Below are 17,313 nucleotides of genomic sequence, written 5' to 3'. Positions count from 1 at the left end.
GTTTACATATCGAGAAAGTATTACATGCGGCAGTTGTGGTGGATGACATCCGCGATATCAACCGCCGCGATTGTCACCGGCGCCTGCGCGATTGCGCTGCTGTGTGCGGGCGAACTGGGCATCGTCCCTCCGAGCGGCGCTCCCATCACGGCACCCTACGTCGCGACGGAAAGCGTAGTTGGCGCAATTGCATTTCTCGCACTTGTTAAAGCTTATTTCGGCAATCCGAAAGCAGACATGAGGAAACTTGGGAACCTTCTCCGCAGTTTGGATTCGCAGTTGAATGGTGTGGTGGCCTTAAGCACGCGGGCGCCGGCAACGGCAAAAGACATTACACAGAAGTTAGTTAAGACCATGTCCGCCGCAGCTATCGAAATCGAGTTTTTGATCGATGAGTATGATCTAACCGGGCTCGAGGAATCAAAACTTTTACTTCAGCGTGTCAGTGAAGAAGTACAAAGATGGCCACCCGATGCCTGGAGCGGAGAGGGTGCTACCATATCTGCATTGAAATCCACGACTACTAAAATCTGGCAGATCGAGAACTGGCGATGACATCGGTAAAGTTGTTCCTTGTTGCTGTAGATCGGAATGAACCGTGGGAATGGCGCCCATTTGGAAAACATGCGCGTACTCTTGATGAACTGTCAAAGAAATATAGAGAAGAAGTGGAGAACGGGCATTGCTCGGTGACATTTCAAGTGGAAATTACAACGCAAAGAATCGAAGACATCGCGGACGAAATGCTGCCTAGAGTGATTGGGTGCATGGTGGATGTGGAATCACTTAGCAATGATCTCGCCGTTTCGGACAGTTTTCAGAAGCTTACATTCAAAATTCGAAAAAAGCGGGACGAACAAAAAGTGATGCCGTTGTATGTTCTATCTAATATCAACTACAGGCATCCACTTGCAAAGAAAAACTTGGCTGCGTTGAAGGGGCAACTCAGCATATGTGGCTACAACGGGAACGACATTCAAGTGCATCCGCTGACTGAGGATGACGACATTGAGACTGCGTTAGAAATAATTGCTGTAAATATCGCTACAAATGAACTGTTGCATGATGGGTTGGGGCTGAAGTGAATGGCCGCCAAAGACGTAAAATTTTCCCGTGATGCTCGCGAGCGCATGCTGCGCGGCGTCAACATCCTCGCCGACGCGGTGAAGGTCACGCTCGGTCCCAAGGGCCGCAACGTCGTCTTCGACAAGTCGTTCGGCGGCCCGCGCATCACCAAGGACGGCGTCACCGTAGCCAAGGAAATCGAGCTTGAGGACAAGTTCGAGAACATGGGCGCGCAGATGGTCCGCGAAGTCGCTTCGAAGACCAGCGACATCGCCGGCGACGGCACCACGACCGCGACGGTTCTTGCCCAGTCGATTGTCCAGGAAGGCCACAAGGCGGTTGCCGCCGGCATGAACCCGATGGACCTGAAGCGCGGCATCGATCTGGCCGTGACCGAAGTCGTGGCGCACCTCATCAAGAACGCCAAGAAGATCAAGACCTCCGAGGAAGTCGCGCAAGTTGGGGCGATCGCTTCAGGTGGAGTTGAATATGTCGATCAGTCAACAATTATCGATGAAATTCTCCGTGGTGCAGACTATTTGAACGAGAAAGCGCGTGGGGAGCTATACAATTGGGTGAATGCGATTCCCAGTTCTGACCCCCGGGTAATGCTCAACGGTGACGTTTTTGGAATTGTTGATGAACTGAATCTGGATCGTGGTCGCAGGCGTGCGGTTCTTGATGAAATATCCAAATTTATCAGTCATTTTAAGAGGATTGGCAAAAGCGGCAACCTCGAGGTGAAGGATTCGCCACGTGGTATTCAACTGATACAGAACCGTCGCGTTCCTGATCTCAAGGGAAATGATATCGGCCGTATGATCGCGGAAGCGATGCAGAAGGTCGGCAACGAGGGCGTCATCACGGTCGAGGAAGCCAAGACCGCCGAGACCGAGCTCGAAGTCGTCGAAGGCATGCAGTTCGACCGCGGCTACCTGTCGCCCTACTTCGTCACCAACCCGGACAAGATGGTTGCCGATCTCGAGGACGCCTACATCCTGCTCCACGAGAAGAAGCTCTCCAACCTGCAGGCCATGCTGCCGGTGCTCGAGGCTGTCGTCCAGTCGTCGAAGCCGCTGCTCATCATCTCGGAAGACGTCGAGGGCGAGGCGCTTGCCACGCTGGTCGTCAACAAGCTGCGTGGCGGCCTGAAGATCGCCGCCGTCAAGGCGCCGGGCTTCGGTGATCGCCGCAAGGCCATGCTGGAAGACATCGCCATCCTCACCGGCGGCCAGGTCATCTCCGAAGACCTCGGTATCAAGCTCGAGAACGTCGGCCTCAACATGCTGGGCCGCGCCAAGAAGGTGTCGATCTCCAAGGAGAACACCACCATCGTCGACGGCGCCGGCAAGAAGGCCGAGATCCAGGGCCGAGTCGCCCAGATCAAGCAGCAGATCGAGGAGACCACGTCGAACTACGACAAGGAGAAGCTTCAGGAACGTCTCGCCAAGCTGGCCGGCGGCGTTGCCGTCATCCGCGTCGGCGGTGCGACCGAAGTCGAAGTCAAAGAGAAGAAGGACCGCGTCGACGACGCGCTGAACGCCACGCGTGCAGCCGTTGAAGAAGGCATCGTTGCCGGCGGTGGCGTCGCCCTGCTGCGCGCATCGCTGGCCATCACCGTCACCGGCGCCAATGCCGACCAGACGGCCGGCATCGCCATCGTCCGCCGCGCGCTGCAGGCTCCGGCCCGCCAGATCGCCGCGAACGCAGGCGCGGAAGCCTCGATCGTCGCTGGCAGGATCCTCGACAACAAGTCGCCGACCTTCGGCTACAACGCCCAGACCGGCGAATATGGCGACATGATCGCCATGGGCATCGTCGACCCGGTCAAGGTTGTCCGCACCGCCCTCCAAGACGCGGCCTCGGTCGCCGGCCTGCTCGTCACCACCGAAGCCATGGTCGCCGAAGCGAGGAGCATCTGAATAGGACGGTAGCATCGTGCCGAGCAATGAGGCTCCTTACGTGTCAACTGACGGAATGTCGGCTCCCCGTGCGGAAGCGGGCGTTTGGCCGCGGCACATCAAACATCCCCATAGGGTCATGGGCGTGAATTCGGCCGAGGCCGAACGAGCTTCCGCAATGGGTAGTTAGCGCTGAATCTTCAGTCGACAGACCATCTGGCAAAGCCGCCGAACCCGGCTGCGCGCAAGAATGTGGGCCCCCACAAGCCACCACGCGCCTTCGGTCAACCGGGGGCGGCGGGGGTGCCGCGGGCCCGGCCCTCCACCTCGGCCTTCATCAAAGGCGACTACTTCGTTTTCATCATGTGCGCGCGTCGTTGCCCGGCCACGATCGCGTCCTTCATCGTCATCAGGTTCTGCCTCGTCGTCGGCGATGGCAAAGCGCGTGGTAGATGCTGTCGATGTCCGCTGAAGGATATCCCTGCGTTGCCGCCCATGAACGAGTGATCGGCGCCTGTGCTTACCGAAGGCGCCAAGCGAGCCAAGTGGGCCCGGCCCGATTTTCAGGGTGATCTTTTACAGCGCCCGGTCGGGGCATAGAGCCTTGAACTGGTCCAAAGCGACATCGTATCCGGAGGCACTGCTTCCATCGAGAGGTTCGTTGCTGCCTACCTCAACGAGCAGGTATTCGGTGTTAAATGCTGTCGGATCGTACTGTGTGTTCGAGCCGAGGAATTGATAGCCCTGCCCATTGGCCGTCACAAACTTGCCGGTCTTGCAGTTGGCCGAAATTTCCGGCAGCAGCGACACCTTCATTTCGTCCGCGATGCATTTTGGCGTGACCTTCTGGACGTAATCCCGACAAAAAGCAGTTGCGTTCGCTTTCGTATGCTTGAGCGTGATTTTGGCGTGCGTCGTGCCGATGTTTGATTTCTTCACTACGGTGACTTCCATTCCCGCTCGCGAGCCGTAATACAGGGTCTCGGCGTGCGCTGCGTTACCCAAGACGAGTGACAATCCCAGAACTGCTGGAACGCGCATCTGTCCCTCCCACAATCACTAACCAGGTTCCATTCGTACCGTTGTCTGGTCAAGCTCGTCATATCGCTTTTCAGCGATGAAGCGAACAACCGGTTCATCATCCAGCCACAAGCGAGGCCAGCCGCTTTGCAGCCGCTCAACACGCTGCTTTTTGCTACGTTATGGACGATGCAGGATCGCCTAGCCTTAGTCCTTTTTCTTGATCATGCCCATGATGCGGGCGTTGTGTGCCGCAATCCGCGCTCCGGTCATAGCCGGATGCACATCACCCTCGAAACGGACACACCGCATACAGAGACGTGCCTCGGCCTCGCTCGGCACCGTGGTCACCCAGCTGCAATAGCGGCAAGTGTAAGGCTCCATCGGCCTCCCCAGGCTCGGTGCGCCGGCGGTCGGCTTCGTACCATTTTCCGTCATGTCGGGAACCCTCAAACCCCCTGTGCGATCCGGATGGGGACCTTCAGATCGATCAGCCGAGCCTGCAGGAGGGAGAGCGTGAGTTGATCTCTTGCATCGACCCACCGGCTATCGTCGTTGGCGACGTCACCCTCGCAGAATACCAGATGGGGCTCATCGCTCCCGCGCCTGAGCTTTGGGCCAAGGTCAAACTTCTTCAGCAGGCGGTAGGCCTTGGCGCACGGGCCGGTCTCGAGATCGAAGCGGGTTTCCCAGAACCACCCTCCAACCGGATCGTCGTAGTTCTCAGGGCCGATCCCGTGCTCCTCCCAGATGGCGTGAATTTCGGGTTCGGTGCGGTGTCCAAGGCCCTCGCTGGTGAAGAACTCGCGCCAGGTCGGCGGCGCTGGGCAGAAGTCCCAAGGGCCGATTGTGAGAAGGTAGCCCTGCTCCCCACCGTCATACCAGTACATGGTCTGCGCCGCCTCCGCAGGTGGGGCAAGCAGGGGCTGCCCAGTCCTGCGAATGAAGGATTGCGCATCCTTTGCGAATGCAGCCGTGAGCAGGCCGCCCGCCCCGATCAGAAAACCTCGCCTCGTCAGCATGAAAATTCCCTCCGTCGTTTCGCACGCATCTGGAGGGCTGAGACCTACTGTTGCCCCGTTAAGGGCCACATCGTCTTTACCACCGTTGCCGGTCAAGGCTGGTTGGCAGGGCCGAAGCCCTCTCTGGATGCGTGATTGGTCTAACAAGGCGATTGCACTTCAGCAAGCTTTCTCCTCGTGGTGATATCTCTGGGGGCTGAAAGCGAGTGATCGCTGGGGGGCCACAATCCCACCCGCCCCCGCCTTCGAGTTGACTGGTGTGACGGGTCTGCCGGGGCCCTGTGCCTGTGGAGAGTGGCCAAAACGTTGGCGGTCAGGCGCAGCAATAGCTCCCTTATCGGGTTATCTTCCGCAAATACCGCTCTAATTCAGTTTTGAGCATCAACGTGCGCCTGCCCGATTTGCTCGCATGCAGTTTGCCTTCGCTAAACAATTTATAGAGCATTGACCTAGAGATACCGGCAAATCTCGGTTACGGCCCGTCCTCTTCCCAGTCCTGCAGGTCCTCGGGAATTTCGCCTTCGTTCCACTCTCCCGGCAGTTCGCGGAGCCAGCGGGCATGGATGTAGTTCTCGCGGCCCCACTCCTTGCCGCGCTTCTCCAGACGCTGCTTGATCCGCCAGTCTCCAATATCCATGCCAGCTTCGCGTGATGCATCGAGTTCACCACGTAGGCGCTCTGAAGCCTCCGGCGACATCGACAACGCGCCGCCGGGCTTCGTCTGCTGATGACGGGCCATCAGGAACCCTTCCACACGTCGTCGAGGTTTGCCGCCGGGCCGCACCAGAGCCTGAGCCGGGCCAGTCTTGCCTCAGCGCCGGTCCGATAGGCGAGAGCGTGGCCTTCGACGATCAGCGTGGTGCCGACATCAACGCCCTCGACCTTCAGATCGGCCAGGGCGCGGCGATAGCGGTCTTTCCTGCCTGAGCGGTCGATATCGACGGGATGGCCGCGCAGCAGTCCGGCAAGGCGCAGTTTGGCTGCTAGGCCGAGCCGTAGCTCGTTCTCGCAACGCGGGCGTCGGGTTTCGGGGGTGTCGATGCCGAGCAGCCGGATCTTCTCGGCGCACCCGCGTGCCGGAACGGCGCAGGGCAGCGCAATTGTGTCGCCGTCGATGATGACGATGCGGTCGCCGCTGACCGTCTCCGCCATGACGGTCACCGGTGCTAAGAAGATCGCGAGAAGCCCGACCGCAAGTCCAAGGACGCACGACCTGATCATTGCGCGCAGCAAACCTTACGGACATATGTGTTCCCGTAGGCTACTATTGCGTCGGCGGGCACCCGGCCCCCAGCCTTCAGTTCGGCCAGCTTTCCGACAACCGCTTTCGGGGAGAAGGTCTCGGCAAGGGCAATGGCGAACATACCATTGTTCGAGAGATGAACGGTAAGCGGTATTGGTGAGGAGCGGGCGTAGGCTTCGGCGGTGAAGAAATCTGACAGGCTCTTGACCTGTATATAGCGCTGCTCCAATGAGCCGCTTTCGTATTGATCGACGGCGACAGTGCCTTGCGGCAGGAAGCCGCCCAAGTCGCCCGCGCGGACCCGAAACCAGCGGTCTGCGCTGCTGATGATCTGGATGGCGGTTCCGTTTGCCAACGTTCCGACTTCCCTCGCATCTGCGTTGGGTTGCTGCTTCAGAGACACCACCTTCTGGCTGCTTCTGATGCGTCCCGAGGTAGCGTCGGGAATTTGGAACCGCGCATCCACACCACCGGCTGGAGGCATCGTAGTCGCCACAGTGGGAGCCGTGGAGGTGGTGTCGCCTGTAACGACGCGATATTGCGCCATCTCGCTCCGCGAAAGGTAGCGCATGTCATCGCTGCCGTAGCGAAGCGAGAGGCGTAGCAACGCGGGATCAACGCCCATCTCGATCATGTAGTCGATCTTCTCAGCAGTCATGTCCTGCACAATGTCCACGGCGTGGCCGGACCCAATTTGATCCGGATTTGCAAATGAGGACTTGTGGACACCTATAGCGCCCGCTTCGGCCATCCGGCGGGCGCCACCCATAAAGGCGAGCGCGCAGGCGGAGGCGCATTCGCTCCGCTTGATCTGGAATGTGTCCAAACCGAACGCTCGGATTAGTCGGCCCAACTCAAGTGCCTTAGCAACGTTGCCACCGGGTGAGTTGAAGCCCACAACCCGGACATGATGAGATCGAATTGTTTCCCTGAAAAGGTTGAGATCGTCAGTTGCCTCGAACTCACCGGACACTACGACGAAAGGAGCCCCATCGACCGTCTGACCCGTTTCGTAAGTCAGTTCCGCGCGCGCCGATAAGGGGTTGGCGAGCAGTAGCGTACCGACCAAGCCAACCATCGAGGCCCGGCACTCGATAGCTAGCCCGAAGCATTTCGTCTTCATGTTGGATGGTACCCCCAGCGTTTCCTCGGCTCTGATTAGCACAGCCAGCACCTTGAATGAATGGCCACCAAAAACCTGAGCGTCTGCGTTTTTGTGGGCCCACAACCCACCCCCGCCCCCGCCACCGAAGGACCCCGGCGGGGCGAGTGCCGGGGTAAGCCTACGATGGCACTTTGCCCGTGCGTTCTTGGCCGCTCAGGTGTGGCCTTAAGTCGCAAACCATTGGCTTCAGAAGCAAGGCGTCGGGCTTCATTGACGCTGCGACCAACACCATATGGTTATCCATAGCCCTCCAAACCGAGAGAAGCTCGCACCGACGCAGTCGCACCGCGGCCGTCAGCAGGCAATGGCTATGAACCAGGAACATTAAAACCATGCCTGAAAATATCAGACTAACTTCAAGAGACGTCCCCCTCATTCAGCTAGGCCTCTATCAGTGCCGCTTCCCGGTGAGCGAAGACGCGTCAGTACCCGGCGGTTACCGTTTTTGTGCTGGGCCAACTTCGCCGGATCGCGTCTACTGCGATCACCACCACAGCATCGTGACCGCCGTCGAGCCTCGCCGAGCCCGTTCGGGTTTCCACCTCGCTCAACGACGCGCTGCTTAATTGGGCGGCGGCGGACCCCACGAACCGGCCCCAGGGGCTTGGCGCGGTGCGCTCCTATGGGTGCTTCGACGACCGCACGGTGGCCTTATCCAATCGATGCGATTGCTCCCAACGCGAACCTCACGCCACCCGCCAAGGCAAAAAAGAGCGCCATCGAACAGAGCACAGCCACTTCCTTCGACCGAACGACGTTTTCGATGGGTGCACGAGACGGCAGAGTTCCTAGTGTGTACATCGCCAAGCCCATTGCGAGGATCGAGTACCATGCAGCCCACACGAAATGCCATGACGTGGGGGGCAACACTCCATTGCTTATCGCGATGAAGGCACCGACGCCTGCAATGATGATTGAACTGCCGGTGATCACGCCATTTAGCTGAGCGAGGATGACATCGGCTCCGAGTTGTCTTTCACTAACGTCATCCTCTTTAGGGCCCTCAGCATTGCGCCAAGCAGCCAGAACGCTCATCAGCCAGAAGGTAAACACTGCCGCTTCGACCAACGGCCAGGAGCGTATTGCATCGACAAGAGACGCCCCGAAAGACGCCATCACTGAGCACCAGGTAACTGTCGTGGGTCGAAAACTTGGTTGAAATACTCATTTTCCTTTAAGGGCAGGAACCCACCCTCGGCGGCGAACTGGTCCTTGCCGTATTTTCCGATAAGCGCCGGAGTATCCCATCCGACAGGGCCAATGGCTTCGCGTAAGGCGTTGCGAACGCTCTCGTCGTAGAAAGCGGCGATCTGGGCGGGCCAGTACTTTTCGACAAAGGGCGGCTTATTTGGCGGCCAGATACATTGAATTGCTAACGCGGCAAGAAAGTCGTTGTCGGTTGGTGCAGAGCGATCATTGCCCTTAGCCATCTGGTTGGCCAAAACGGCTGTCGACGCCAGAAATCCAATGTACTTTGTTATGTCAGCAGTGCTGGCCTTCTGCCAATTTACGCCAAGCCTGTCAGCAACGGGATACTGGGTCGCAAGCTGCTGCAGCCGCTCCGGTATTATAACAGGACCGTTTTCCGCTTGCGTCTCCTGTGCCAAGACTTCGGACCCTGCGACCACGATTGAAAGAAAGAGAACAAACAGACGCATTTCGTACCCCCCAGATCTCATACAGATAAAGCAGAAAGCTTACTGAAAGTCGATTGCGTGAGCGACACGCTATCCGTGCAGTAAAATGGCTCCGAAACTGGCGCGTGTGCCGGGAACTGGGGCCCCTGCAGGCCACCCGGCCCCGGCCTTCGGGCAAGCCGGGAGGGGTGGCGCAGGCGGCGACCAGACGAATGCCCGCATCAGAGCCGTTCCGAGACGAGAAAAACGTGACGGGTATCTCTGGGCCAGGGGGAAGCGTGACATGGCCTCAGAAGTTGCCTCGCTGCGGCCGTGCCAGGGCAAGGAAAGGGTGTTCCTCGCTAAGGCTGCTGTCAGCGCCTCAGCAACTCGTTGGTCTCCCATTCTAGCTTGGCCCGATACTCCCGCAGTGCCTCGGTCTCGCGCCTTGTCTTCGCCACCGCCTCAGACACGTCATCCGCATCGGCTGGAAGCGCGGCGGCTGGCTGATGCGCAGGGATTTCGGGCTCGACCTTTCGCGGCGCCGGGGTCTTGTCCGCCTTCACGCTCACCATGCGTTTCACCGCAGTCGGCGTGTAGGCCGTGCCGGCGCTCGACAGATACCCTGCCCCGGCCAGCGCTTTCGCAATCTCGGCCAGTGTCCGCCGCCGGCCGTTGACCGGATAGCGGTGCAGCTTCTTTGCCAGCGCGATCAGTTCCGGCCCGCCCGCGATCTCGGAATAGTTCCTGCGGCCGCCGACCTTCCGGCCCGTCTCGCGCCGCTTGCGCTCGCGGGCACCGCGAAGCTTCTCGACCAGCATTGCCTTTTCGAATTCCGAAACCGCGCCGAGCACCTGCCGGATCAGCCGCGCCGTCGGCGTGTCGGCCACGAAGCTGTCCGGGCTATCGACGGCGATCAACTCGATACCACGCGCCTTCAACATCTCGTGGCCGGTTTCCTGAACGATGAGGTCGCGGGCAAAGCGGGAGGCGGTCTCGACTAGGATCGTGCGCACGCCATTCGACAGCAGTCGTTCCAGCATCGCCGAGAAGCCCGGCCGCGTCGTCACCGCATCGGCACCGCTGACTGCCGCGTCATAGTAGCTTTCAACGATCTCGTAGCCAGCCGAGCGGGCGAATGCCTCGATGGCCTCGCGCTGCCGCCGCTCGCTGTCCTTGTCTGAGCCGACATTGGCTGCAGATGAAGTTCGCAGATAGGCGACAGCCTTGATTAAATCCTTGTCTTGCATGGGGTACAGCCTGACATCCATATCAATTGCTTGAGCAATTGATAAAAATTGATGCCTTCAGAACCGCCGAAAGTCAAGCGCTCGCAGGGGAATCAGCGCCCGCTGAGGCCGCACAACAACGGCCCGGCCCGAATGGGCCTCTACGGCCCCTGAGCAGGCTTTGCGGGGCATTCTCAAGGATATCCAAGCGACATTTAAGTCGAACCCGACTTCACCTGTCCGGCCGCCTTGGCCCGCCGTATGGTTTCGAGGATCCCAATCTCGGCCTCCGGCTCCGTCTTCTCAGGTTGGGAGGCGGGCTCGCCGTCGCTGGCCTGCGGTACTGACGTCTTCGGCTTGAACTGCTCCTCCCACTCCTGCAGCGACATTTGCCGGACCGCTCCAGGCTCGCGCATCGGCTTGCGCAGGGAGGTCTCCACCTCGTGGCGGTCGGTGACCAGACCGTAGAGTTTCGCCTTTGACATTGTGGCGTTCACGGCAGCGGCCGCCTGCCCCAGTTCACGGGCAAGCTGGCGATCCTCATCTAGTTGGCGAGCGATGCTTTCGATGGTCACGATGGCCCTCTCGGCAGCCCTTCCGAGCAGCTCAGTCACGCGAGCGACAACCTTGCCATTACTTGCCAGACGCGAGGCATGCGGCTCCGACGGCTTATAGCCAACCTCAACATAGGCTTCAGCTCGTGTCTTACCCTTGGCTAGGGCTTGGGCAAAGGCTTCATGGCGCGGGTTTTGAAGCATCGGCATAGCCAATAGTAGCGCAATGCGCGACCGGCTGCCACCTCACGGTCCGGGCGCAACTTGCCCGAGATCACTGCACAATGTCGTTGTCATGCGAATTCCTCCTCCTTTTCTGGCTGTGGCGAGCATGGCGGTAATGGCCTGGGGTGTCGCGGGCGAGGCCGGCGATCGTCGTCGGGATCGTTGCACCACGGACAGTAGCGCCGGCGGATATCATCGGCGTGGTATGTCGTGCGCCTGCATTTCGGGCAGGTCCAGCTTCGCCGTTTCGTCATCGTCGGCTCCAAAAAAATTGAAACTCTCAAAACAAGGGGGTGACAAAACTGACAAAACCTCCACCGGACGAGGGTTTTGTCGGTTTTGTCAGTGCCTTCCTTGGCCGGATTTGAATTTCTTCAGGTCGTTGCTCCTTCCAGCCTGGGGTTCCACTCGAATGCTGATGTCGGCCTTCCGCCTGCCGATCCGGTAGGCCTGGGGAGCTCTCGGCAATGGTTGGTCGTCACCAGAAGCTCGATCGCCGCCAACACTGCGTCGCGGTCGGACAGGCCTGCCCAGTTCTTGCGCTGGACGTCTCTTAAGCTGAACTCCGCAGGCAACTGGTCACGCCGCTCGATGATGAGCCTCGCCCCATCCTCGGCCATCGCAGCACCTGCCCCATAGATGCGGTTGGCGTGCCCGCGCAGATATTTGGCCCAGGTAAGCGCCATTGCAGTTGCTTTCTGCCCAACCTCGAAACGGCCGCCGTCGATCAACTCGAACAGCAGGGCCAGACGAGCTATGGACGTTGGCAGCTTCATAAGGTGGCTCTGCATGATTTCGGAGTGCTGGCCGTTGCGGACCTCGGCGTGAAGCTCTTCGATCCAGTGCCGGAACATGTCTTGTGCGGCAGCTGAGAAGCGGTAGACAGTAGGGTTGTCCGTGCTGCCAAGCGGATCCTCGTCAAGTTGCTGGAAGGAGGATTCGTAGGCTTCACGCGCCGAGCGGCTGGGATGCTGGTCGACCCATCTCCATTCAGGAAATGGGTCGGGCCATACAGCCAGTTGGAAGCGCTGGATCAGGCCGTCATTGTTGGAACCGGTAGTCGCGGCGCGAACTATCGGCGCCAATCTTGAGGGCTGGATGCCACCGATGATGCTGAGGGTGCATTTCTGAATGTGGATCGTGCCTCGGCTAATCCGGTCAAAAATGTAACTGCCCAGACCGTTGTAGCATTCCAGGTAAAACGCTCGCTCGGCCTGGAACTCATCTTTTTCCAGACGAGCGAGCAGGCCTGAAAGCTCGTCGCGGATGTGGAGCAGGCCGCGAGGGTTTTCCTTTAGCAGCTCGCCCAGCTTTTCTACGGTGGCGTCATTGACGACGAGGCGGGGACAGGACTGTTTGCCTTCCTTGTCATCGTTTGAAATGCGGGCCAGGAGGTTCTTGGCCTCGTCGCGATTACCTTTTTTGATGGCCTGCTTGGCTTTTGCTTCGACGTCTTTCTTGCTGAGGTCGGCCAGCATCTCATCCACGTCCGAAAGCTTTACCCCTTGCTGCCAGGCTTCGCGCATGAGGTCCTGGATAGCGTAAACTGGCCCCAATGCTGCCTTCAAGGAAGGCGTCTTACCCACGCTGGGCGGACCGATGAGGACACCCCATATGTTCGGAGCTTCTTCCCAGTTGTCCTTCTGCTTTGGTGCGATAAGAACGCGGTTGCCGACCACGGCGGCTGCGGCACACAAGGCGGCTACCGCCGCGAAATCTGGCGCCGCCTGCTGCCGTTCGGAGATGTCGAAGACATAGGCGCAAATGGCAGCGGGTAGCATTTCACGGGTAAGGGGCGGGACGGGCGGCAGCGTGGAGACGATCGGCTGAATGTCTTGCCAGCCGTCAGTAACGGCTTCCGCCGCGGCCAGCATGGCGGCGAGGTCAGCCTCGTCAAGACCGTCTGGCAGATCGTCGGCCAAGTCCCAGCCATCGGGCAAGCCGTCCATCAGGTTGACCACACGCACCGATGCCGCTCTCGCCTGGCGGAGCATCTCGGCCACGTCCTCGGCAAAGGCAGCGCCGGACTTATCGGCATCAGGCCAGATGATAACCCTGCGGCCTGCAAGCGGGCTCCATTCGGCCTTCTTGGCGGCGTTCGAACCGTTGGGCGGGGAGATGAATACAAAGGCAGGAAAGCGTCCGCCACCGCCGTCTGCCGCTTTCTCTCCCTCGGTGACGATTACCGTTGCATCCAGCCGTAATGCGAGGCGATCAAGCCCATATAGGGGCCTTGGCTGGGGAAAACCCTTGCATCGCCACTCTCGCTTGCCGTCCGGTCCCTCGCAGTAAGTGAAGGGCCGGAACTCCTTCTTCGGCGCCGCACCATCGGCCACGTGATCGTATCGCACCATGTGGCCAAGCAATCTGCCCTGCAAGTCGCGATAAGCCCAACGGGCTGTGAACGAGGCTCCAGCAGGCTGGAAACGCTCCATCATCACTGTCGCGAGCGCCGGGGCGTCGTCGGGAATCGGAAGGATCGGCATCCATTGATCCTTGGGCGGAACCGTGCGGATCGGCTCGTCGCCGAGCGGGGCGAAAGGATCGCTCATGGCCGCGTCCCTCGCCCTCGTTGTGAAACGGCAAGCATGTGGCCGATGCGCCTCGCCGCGTCTCCTTGGCTGAGGTTATGGAGGTAGGCCGCCAGCGAGATGACATCGCCGCCCGCGTCTCCAGTCGCGAAGTCAGCCCAGCGACCTGTGACGAGGTTGATCCGGAACGAGCCTATGCGGCGGTCTTTCCGCGTCGGGTTCCGGACGACATACTCGCGGCCCAGCGTGTGGCCATCGGGCGCCCACCGCTCCAGCAGTAATGGCAAGACCGGGAGCGCGGCATTGTTGATGGCGGCAAAGTCGATCATTGCCGCCATCCTTCTCTTTCACGCGGATATAAGTGAGGTCCGCCCTGGTGGCTCTCATCGAACCGAAGCCAGACGGTGTCCTGCGTGTGCGCATGCAGGCTATCCGGAAACCACTTCAAGCGCGGGACGCAGAGAATATGGCTGCAGTGGCTCACCAGCGCCGCCGAGCGCGCAGCGTGCGCCCAACGCGCCGGTGCCAGCGTCCACAGCGGCCTGAGCGCCATCAGGTGCCGAATGAGGTTCGAAAAAACTGGATGCGACCAAGGCAAGTTTGTAATGAGCATGTCCGCGTCGTCGACCTCTCTTTCGGAGAGCGTCAGTGCGTCTCGCTCGACAATGTCCTCCCGGCCCGGAGAAAGGTCGAAGGCGGCGACGCAGCGATGCCCATGCGCGGAAAGGTGGTCGATCAATGCACCGTTACCCGCGGTCGGATCGCAGAACAGAGTTTGTGGCTCCAGCCATCGCAGCAGCGACGGCACCGCGCTTGCCGGCGTCACGTAGAAGTCGCGCGGAACGGGGGCGAATTTCCGGTTGAGCCGACCCATCGCTCAGCCCCTCCATCCTTTGCCGCCGCGGCCGGCCTCGCGCCGGCCGACCCCGATTTCGTCAACGGCACAGACATTGGTGCTCATCTGCGGCAAACCTCGAGGGCCGCGACCACATCATCCGGAAGCTCGTCGCGGAACTGGTCGAGTAAAACTATTGCCGCCATGGCTACGATGGTCTGGCCGGGCAGGTCGGGGAGCATCCAGAGGAGATCGTCGGCGAACAAAAGCATCGCGGCCAGAGTGGGGTCATCGCCGGAATCATTGGCAGACTGCAAGCGGCGAAAATGAATGATGTCGCCCATCAGCCCCTCCGCACCGGCGCCAGCATTCTCTCGTTCCTGCCACTGCACAGATGGCACCGACGTATCAGTGCCGCCGCAAGATCGGTGAGAACGGCCCGCTTACTGGAAAGCGCGTCTATGACGGTTACGAGCTGCTCAGCGGCGAGGCGATCGAGATCGTGCATTATGACGGTACGCGCTGGCCGTCCCTGCACCGCTTGCAAATTGAAAGCAGATTGGCTATGTCTGTGGTTGATCTCGCCGCCCGCTAGATCACATTCTCGAGCCGCCCGCAGCCCCAGCGCGGGCGGTTTCGCGTTGGAGGTCATGGCTCACGCGACCTCCGTATCCGAGGCAGCTTCGCCAACAAGGGCGGTATGCAGCTTCCCGCGCTCGATGACCCATTGGTCACCGATCTTCTTCGCCGCAGCTTCCCGGATTCAAGGAGCCAGTAGGTTTGGCGCGGGGTCCGGTTGATCTCGCGCGCGATAGCCGCGGCGCCCCAGATCAAGTCAATATTTGCCATTGAGTCGCTCTCCCTTCCTCGATTTCTCCTCGATGGAGACACTTGTCATTTTGACTTGGTCAAGATGCTTGTCAATGGTAGATGCCCAAATTTAATGTCACTAACAATGACCCTCTTGCATTTGCAACATTAATATGCAAATGATTGGCAGACAGTTGGAGCATATGCAAATGGACAAGGGAAAGACTGAGCGGCGTGTCTATATGCTGCCGCGCGAGTTGGCGGATCGAATTGCGGCTTATCAGGAGCAAACGGGACTGGCGTCAGAGGCCGAGGTTGTACGGAGGCTTCTGGACGAAGCCCTGAAAAACCACGATACGGCTCTTTCGATCACCCATCGCTTTCAGGACCGGCTGAAGGAAACGCGGCTGCTGGCCGACGTTGCCAAGGATGTCCTGATGGGTCATCCGCGACTTTCGACACTGCGCATGGAACTCGACCGCATCGAGTTCACACTGACGACGGGTGAGGAAGTCACCGTACATATTGATGGCAAAGCCACCATTGTTAAGAACCCCGCGAATCCGCTCGCAATGACGAGGTTGAACAAAGACGGTCTCGATGAGGGAATACTTCGCTCGATGGATGGCACCATCCGAGACCCGGGAATCTGATCCTCCATGTCGATCCGCAAGCGCAAATGGAAAACGGCCAAGGGCCTCGAAAAGGAGGCATGGGTCGTCGATTACCTGGACGGCAAGGGTATCCGCCGCCTAAAGACCTTCGCCAAGAAGAAGGACGCCGACGCTTTCGCCAGCAAGGCCGATGTGGAGATTCGGGAAGGCGTGCACGTCGCCGACAGCGCCAGCGCTACGGTGAAGGAAGCCGGAGAGAAATGGATCAAGGCGGCAGGGCGCCGGGTCGAGCGAGGGACGCTGGTCCAGTATCGGCAGCACCTTGATCTCCATATCGTGCCGTTCCTCGGCGAAACGCTACTATCCCGGCTGATCGTGCCGGCCGTGCGCGACTTCGAAGATAAGCTTTTGGACGCCGGCCGCTCCCTCTCGATGGTCCGCAAGGTGCTGGTGAGCCTCGGATCTCTTCTGGCCGATGCGCAGGAGCGCGGACTCGTGATTCGCAACGCGGTGAGGGAGAAAGCGCGTACACGCCAGAAGGGGCGCGACAGGCGACGGGAGAAGCGGCAGAAGGGCAAGCTGAAGGTAGGTGTGGACATCCCGACGCGTGAGGAGATCAAGGCCATTGTCGTCGCGCTAGACGGCCGATGGCGACCATTGCTGCTGACGGCGATCTTCACCGGCCTGCGCGCCTCGGAATTGCGCGGCCTTCGCTGGCAGGATGTCGATCTAGAGAAACGCGAGATTCATGTCAGGCAGCGCGCCGATCGCTTCAATGATATCGGCAAGCCGAAGTCGGAAGCCGGCGAGCGCACTGTGCCGATGTCCCCGCTGGTCGTGAACACGCTACGCGAATGGCGCCTTTCGTGCCCGAGACCGCGCACCGGGGAGAAGGACGTCGAAGGCGATCCGGTGATCGAGGAGATGAGGCCCGCGCAGCTTGTCTTCCCGAATGGTCAAGGCAACGTCGAGAGCCTGTCGAACATCATGCAGCGTGGATTCTTTCCGGCCCAGGTCAAGGTGGGCGTGTCGGTCGCCAACGGGGAGAGCGGCAGAAACGGAGAGCCGGTCATGCGCGCGAAGTACACCGGCTTCCATTCGCTCCGGCACTTCTATGCAAGCTGGCTGATCAACCGGAAGGAGGACGGCGGGCTCGGCCTGCCCCCGAAATCGGTACAGGAGCGCCTTGGCCACTCGACGATAGCCCTGACGATGGATACCTATTCGCACCTGTTCCCACGTACCGACGACGCCTCTGAGTTGGCCACCGCAGAAGCGGCCCTGCTCAATTAGGGTACGGGCTCTAGCGTAATGCTATGAAGCAAGGACCGACTTCCGGTCCCCACGTCCATCGCTATGTACAGTTCCTTCCTCGCGATAACGGCATGGGCTTGATCCTCCGTAACACGCCGCTGGTGTTCCGTCGCCTTCCAGCGCTTATCTCCAGGAATATAGCCTACCGCTCTCGCGAAGCCGTCCTCTC

The 17,313-nt window shown here is 59.8% G+C and carries 20 protein-coding genes, 1 pseudogene and 1 riboswitch; of the genes and pseudogenes, 6 read left to right on the top strand and 15 right to left on the bottom strand.

Annotation, left to right across the window (positions count from 1 at the left end; genetic code table 11):
• The first annotated feature begins 24 nt into the window (after positions 1 to 24).
• From AC0NIE_RS08210 to groL, 3 genes and pseudogenes are all read left to right on the top strand, one after another.
• Positions 25 to 555: a hypothetical protein gene (locus AC0NIE_RS08210; RefSeq protein WP_473488073.1), complete on the top strand. Its 531-nt coding sequence runs from the start codon at positions 25 to 27 to the stop codon at positions 553 to 555.
• Positions 552 to 1,085 carry a hypothetical protein gene (locus AC0NIE_RS08205; RefSeq protein WP_473488072.1) on the top strand — a complete coding sequence of 178 codons (534 nt, stop codon included), beginning with the start codon at positions 552 to 554 and terminating at the stop codon, positions 1,083 to 1,085. Before AC0NIE_RS08210 ends, AC0NIE_RS08205 begins: the two co-directional genes overlap by 4 nt.
• Positions 1,086 to 2,972, top strand: a pseudogene (gene groL / locus AC0NIE_RS08200) (chaperonin GroEL); the annotation flags it as partial. It lies immediately after the preceding gene.
• A 570-nt stretch (positions 2,973 to 3,542) separates the two neighbouring features.
• On the opposite strand, the gene AC0NIE_RS08195 reads toward groL, so the two are convergent.
• From AC0NIE_RS08195 to AC0NIE_RS08125, 15 genes are all read right to left on the bottom strand, one after another.
• Positions 3,543 to 4,007, bottom strand: coding sequence for a hypothetical protein (locus tag AC0NIE_RS08195; RefSeq protein ID WP_473488071.1), 465 nt, complete (start codon positions 4,005 to 4,007; stop codon positions 3,543 to 3,545).
• A gap of 186 nt (positions 4,008 to 4,193) precedes the next feature.
• A complete protein-coding gene (locus AC0NIE_RS08190; RefSeq protein ID WP_473488070.1) occupies positions 4,194 to 4,424 on the bottom strand; it encodes a hypothetical protein in 231 nt (76 codons plus the stop codon).
• An 11-nt stretch (positions 4,425 to 4,435) separates the two neighbouring features.
• Positions 4,436 to 5,008, bottom strand: coding sequence for a hypothetical protein (locus AC0NIE_RS08185; protein WP_473488069.1), 573 nt, complete (start codon positions 5,006 to 5,008; stop codon positions 4,436 to 4,438).
• Between the two features lie 36 nt (positions 5,009 to 5,044).
• A riboswitch (SAM-I-IV-variant riboswitch) is annotated at positions 5,045 to 5,144 on the bottom strand.
• Between the two features lie 198 nt (positions 5,145 to 5,342).
• Positions 5,343 to 5,465 carry a helix-turn-helix domain-containing protein gene (locus AC0NIE_RS08180; protein WP_473488133.1) on the bottom strand — a complete coding sequence of 41 codons (123 nt, stop codon included), beginning with the start codon at positions 5,463 to 5,465 and terminating at the stop codon, positions 5,343 to 5,345.
• Between the two features lie 15 nt (positions 5,466 to 5,480).
• Positions 5,481 to 5,747 (bottom strand): hypothetical protein, encoded by a 267-nt coding sequence (locus AC0NIE_RS08175; protein ID WP_473488068.1) that lies wholly within the window; start codon positions 5,745 to 5,747, stop codon positions 5,481 to 5,483.
• Positions 5,747 to 6,160, bottom strand: a complete 414-nt coding sequence (locus AC0NIE_RS08170; protein ID WP_473488067.1) for a thermonuclease family protein — start codon at positions 6,158 to 6,160, stop codon at positions 5,747 to 5,749. The genes AC0NIE_RS08175 and AC0NIE_RS08170 overlap by 1 nt, the downstream gene beginning before the upstream one ends.
• Before the next feature lie 65 nt (positions 6,161 to 6,225).
• Positions 6,226 to 7,479 (bottom strand): SH3 domain-containing protein, encoded by a 1,254-nt coding sequence (locus tag AC0NIE_RS08165; protein ID WP_473488066.1) that lies wholly within the window; start codon positions 7,477 to 7,479, stop codon positions 6,226 to 6,228.
• A gap of 588 nt (positions 7,480 to 8,067) precedes the next feature.
• Complete coding sequence (locus AC0NIE_RS08160) at positions 8,068 to 8,532, bottom strand: hypothetical protein (protein WP_473488065.1); 465 nt, start codon at positions 8,530 to 8,532, stop codon at positions 8,068 to 8,070.
• Positions 8,532 to 9,074 (bottom strand): hypothetical protein, encoded by a 543-nt coding sequence (locus AC0NIE_RS08155; protein WP_473488064.1) that lies wholly within the window; start codon positions 9,072 to 9,074, stop codon positions 8,532 to 8,534. The genes AC0NIE_RS08160 and AC0NIE_RS08155 overlap by 1 nt, the downstream gene beginning before the upstream one ends.
• A gap of 332 nt (positions 9,075 to 9,406) precedes the next feature.
• Positions 9,407 to 10,282 (bottom strand): recombinase family protein, encoded by an 876-nt coding sequence (locus tag AC0NIE_RS08150; RefSeq protein WP_473488063.1) that lies wholly within the window; start codon positions 10,280 to 10,282, stop codon positions 9,407 to 9,409.
• Positions 10,283 to 10,476: 194 nt separating this feature from the next.
• Positions 10,477 to 11,019 carry a terminase small subunit gene (locus AC0NIE_RS08145; protein ID WP_473488062.1) on the bottom strand — a complete coding sequence of 181 codons (543 nt, stop codon included), beginning with the start codon at positions 11,017 to 11,019 and terminating at the stop codon, positions 10,477 to 10,479.
• Between the two features lie 395 nt (positions 11,020 to 11,414).
• A complete protein-coding gene (locus AC0NIE_RS08140) occupies positions 11,415 to 13,592 on the bottom strand; it encodes a YfjI family protein (RefSeq protein ID WP_473488061.1) in 2,178 nt (725 codons plus the stop codon).
• The gene (locus AC0NIE_RS08135) at positions 13,589 to 13,900 is read right to left on the bottom strand and encodes a hypothetical protein (protein WP_473488060.1); all 312 of its coding nucleotides are present in this window, start codon (positions 13,898 to 13,900) and stop codon (positions 13,589 to 13,591) included. Before AC0NIE_RS08135 ends, AC0NIE_RS08140 begins: the two co-directional genes overlap by 4 nt.
• Positions 13,897 to 14,445 carry a hypothetical protein gene (locus AC0NIE_RS08130; protein ID WP_473488059.1) on the bottom strand — a complete coding sequence of 183 codons (549 nt, stop codon included), beginning with the start codon at positions 14,443 to 14,445 and terminating at the stop codon, positions 13,897 to 13,899. The genes AC0NIE_RS08135 and AC0NIE_RS08130 overlap by 4 nt, the downstream gene beginning before the upstream one ends.
• Before the next feature lie 83 nt (positions 14,446 to 14,528).
• Entirely contained in the window at positions 14,529 to 14,750 is a 222-nt protein-coding gene (locus AC0NIE_RS08125; protein WP_473488058.1) for a hypothetical protein, read from the bottom strand.
• 50 nt (positions 14,751 to 14,800) lie between these two features.
• Between AC0NIE_RS08125 and AC0NIE_RS08120 the strand changes: the two genes are divergently transcribed.
• The 3 genes from AC0NIE_RS08120 (at position 14,801) to AC0NIE_RS08110 (ending at position 17,123) form a co-directional block, all read left to right on the top strand.
• The gene (locus AC0NIE_RS08120; protein WP_473488057.1) at positions 14,801 to 15,001 is read left to right on the top strand and encodes a hypothetical protein; all 201 of its coding nucleotides are present in this window, start codon (positions 14,801 to 14,803) and stop codon (positions 14,999 to 15,001) included.
• 424 nt (positions 15,002 to 15,425) lie between these two features.
• Positions 15,426 to 15,869: a hypothetical protein gene (locus AC0NIE_RS08115; protein WP_473488056.1), complete on the top strand. Its 444-nt coding sequence runs from the start codon at positions 15,426 to 15,428 to the stop codon at positions 15,867 to 15,869.
• Positions 15,870 to 15,875: 6 nt separating this feature from the next.
• Positions 15,876 to 17,123: a tyrosine-type recombinase/integrase gene (locus tag AC0NIE_RS08110; RefSeq protein ID WP_473488055.1), complete on the top strand. Its 1,248-nt coding sequence runs from the start codon at positions 15,876 to 15,878 to the stop codon at positions 17,121 to 17,123.
• Positions 17,124 to 17,313 lie beyond the last annotated feature (190 nt).

The sequence above is a fragment of the Mesorhizobium sp. WSM4842 genome, from assembly GCF_055901575.1.
The sequence above is the reverse complement of the archived record's forward strand: the minus strand, read 5'-3'. Positions and strand labels throughout refer to the sequence as shown.

Coding starts and splice junctions, on each gene's coding strand:
- AC0NIE_RS08160 (WP_473488065.1), bottom strand. CDS start 8,532: ATGGCGTCTTTCGGGGCGTCTCTTGTCGATGCAATACGCTCCTGGCCG.
- AC0NIE_RS08210 (WP_473488073.1), top strand. CDS start 25: ATGCGGCAGTTGTGGTGGATGACATCCGCGATATCAACCGCCGCGATT.
- AC0NIE_RS08175 (WP_473488068.1), bottom strand. CDS start 5,747: ATGGCCCGTCATCAGCAGACGAAGCCCGGCGGCGCGTTGTCGATGTCG.
- AC0NIE_RS08170 (WP_473488067.1), bottom strand. CDS start 6,160: ATGGCGGAGACGGTCAGCGGCGACCGCATCGTCATCATCGACGGCGAC.
- AC0NIE_RS08130 (WP_473488059.1), bottom strand. CDS start 14,445: ATGGGTCGGCTCAACCGGAAATTCGCCCCCGTTCCGCGCGACTTCTAC.
- AC0NIE_RS08120 (WP_473488057.1), top strand. CDS start 14,801: ATGGCACCGACGTATCAGTGCCGCCGCAAGATCGGTGAGAACGGCCCG.
- AC0NIE_RS08125 (WP_473488058.1), bottom strand. CDS start 14,750: ATGGGCGACATCATTCATTTTCGCCGCTTGCAGTCTGCCAATGATTCC.
- AC0NIE_RS08145 (WP_473488062.1), bottom strand. CDS start 11,019: ATGCTTCAAAACCCGCGCCATGAAGCCTTTGCCCAAGCCCTAGCCAAG.
- AC0NIE_RS08140 (WP_473488061.1), bottom strand. CDS start 13,592: ATGAGCGATCCTTTCGCCCCGCTCGGCGACGAGCCGATCCGCACGGTT.
- AC0NIE_RS08185 (WP_473488069.1), bottom strand. CDS start 5,008: ATGCTGACGAGGCGAGGTTTTCTGATCGGGGCGGGCGGCCTGCTCACG.
- AC0NIE_RS08135 (WP_473488060.1), bottom strand. CDS start 13,900: ATGATCGACTTTGCCGCCATCAACAATGCCGCGCTCCCGGTCTTGCCA.
- AC0NIE_RS08110 (WP_473488055.1), top strand. CDS start 15,876: ATGTCGATCCGCAAGCGCAAATGGAAAACGGCCAAGGGCCTCGAAAAG.
- AC0NIE_RS08150 (WP_473488063.1), bottom strand. CDS start 10,282: ATGCAAGACAAGGATTTAATCAAGGCTGTCGCCTATCTGCGAACTTCA.
- AC0NIE_RS08115 (WP_473488056.1), top strand. CDS start 15,426: ATGGACAAGGGAAAGACTGAGCGGCGTGTCTATATGCTGCCGCGCGAG.
- AC0NIE_RS08155 (WP_473488064.1), bottom strand. CDS start 9,074: ATGCGTCTGTTTGTTCTCTTTCTTTCAATCGTGGTCGCAGGGTCCGAA.
- AC0NIE_RS08195 (WP_473488071.1), bottom strand. CDS start 4,007: ATGCGCGTTCCAGCAGTTCTGGGATTGTCACTCGTCTTGGGTAACGCA.
- AC0NIE_RS08205 (WP_473488072.1), top strand. CDS start 552: ATGACATCGGTAAAGTTGTTCCTTGTTGCTGTAGATCGGAATGAACCG.
- AC0NIE_RS08190 (WP_473488070.1), bottom strand. CDS start 4,424: ATGACGGAAAATGGTACGAAGCCGACCGCCGGCGCACCGAGCCTGGGG.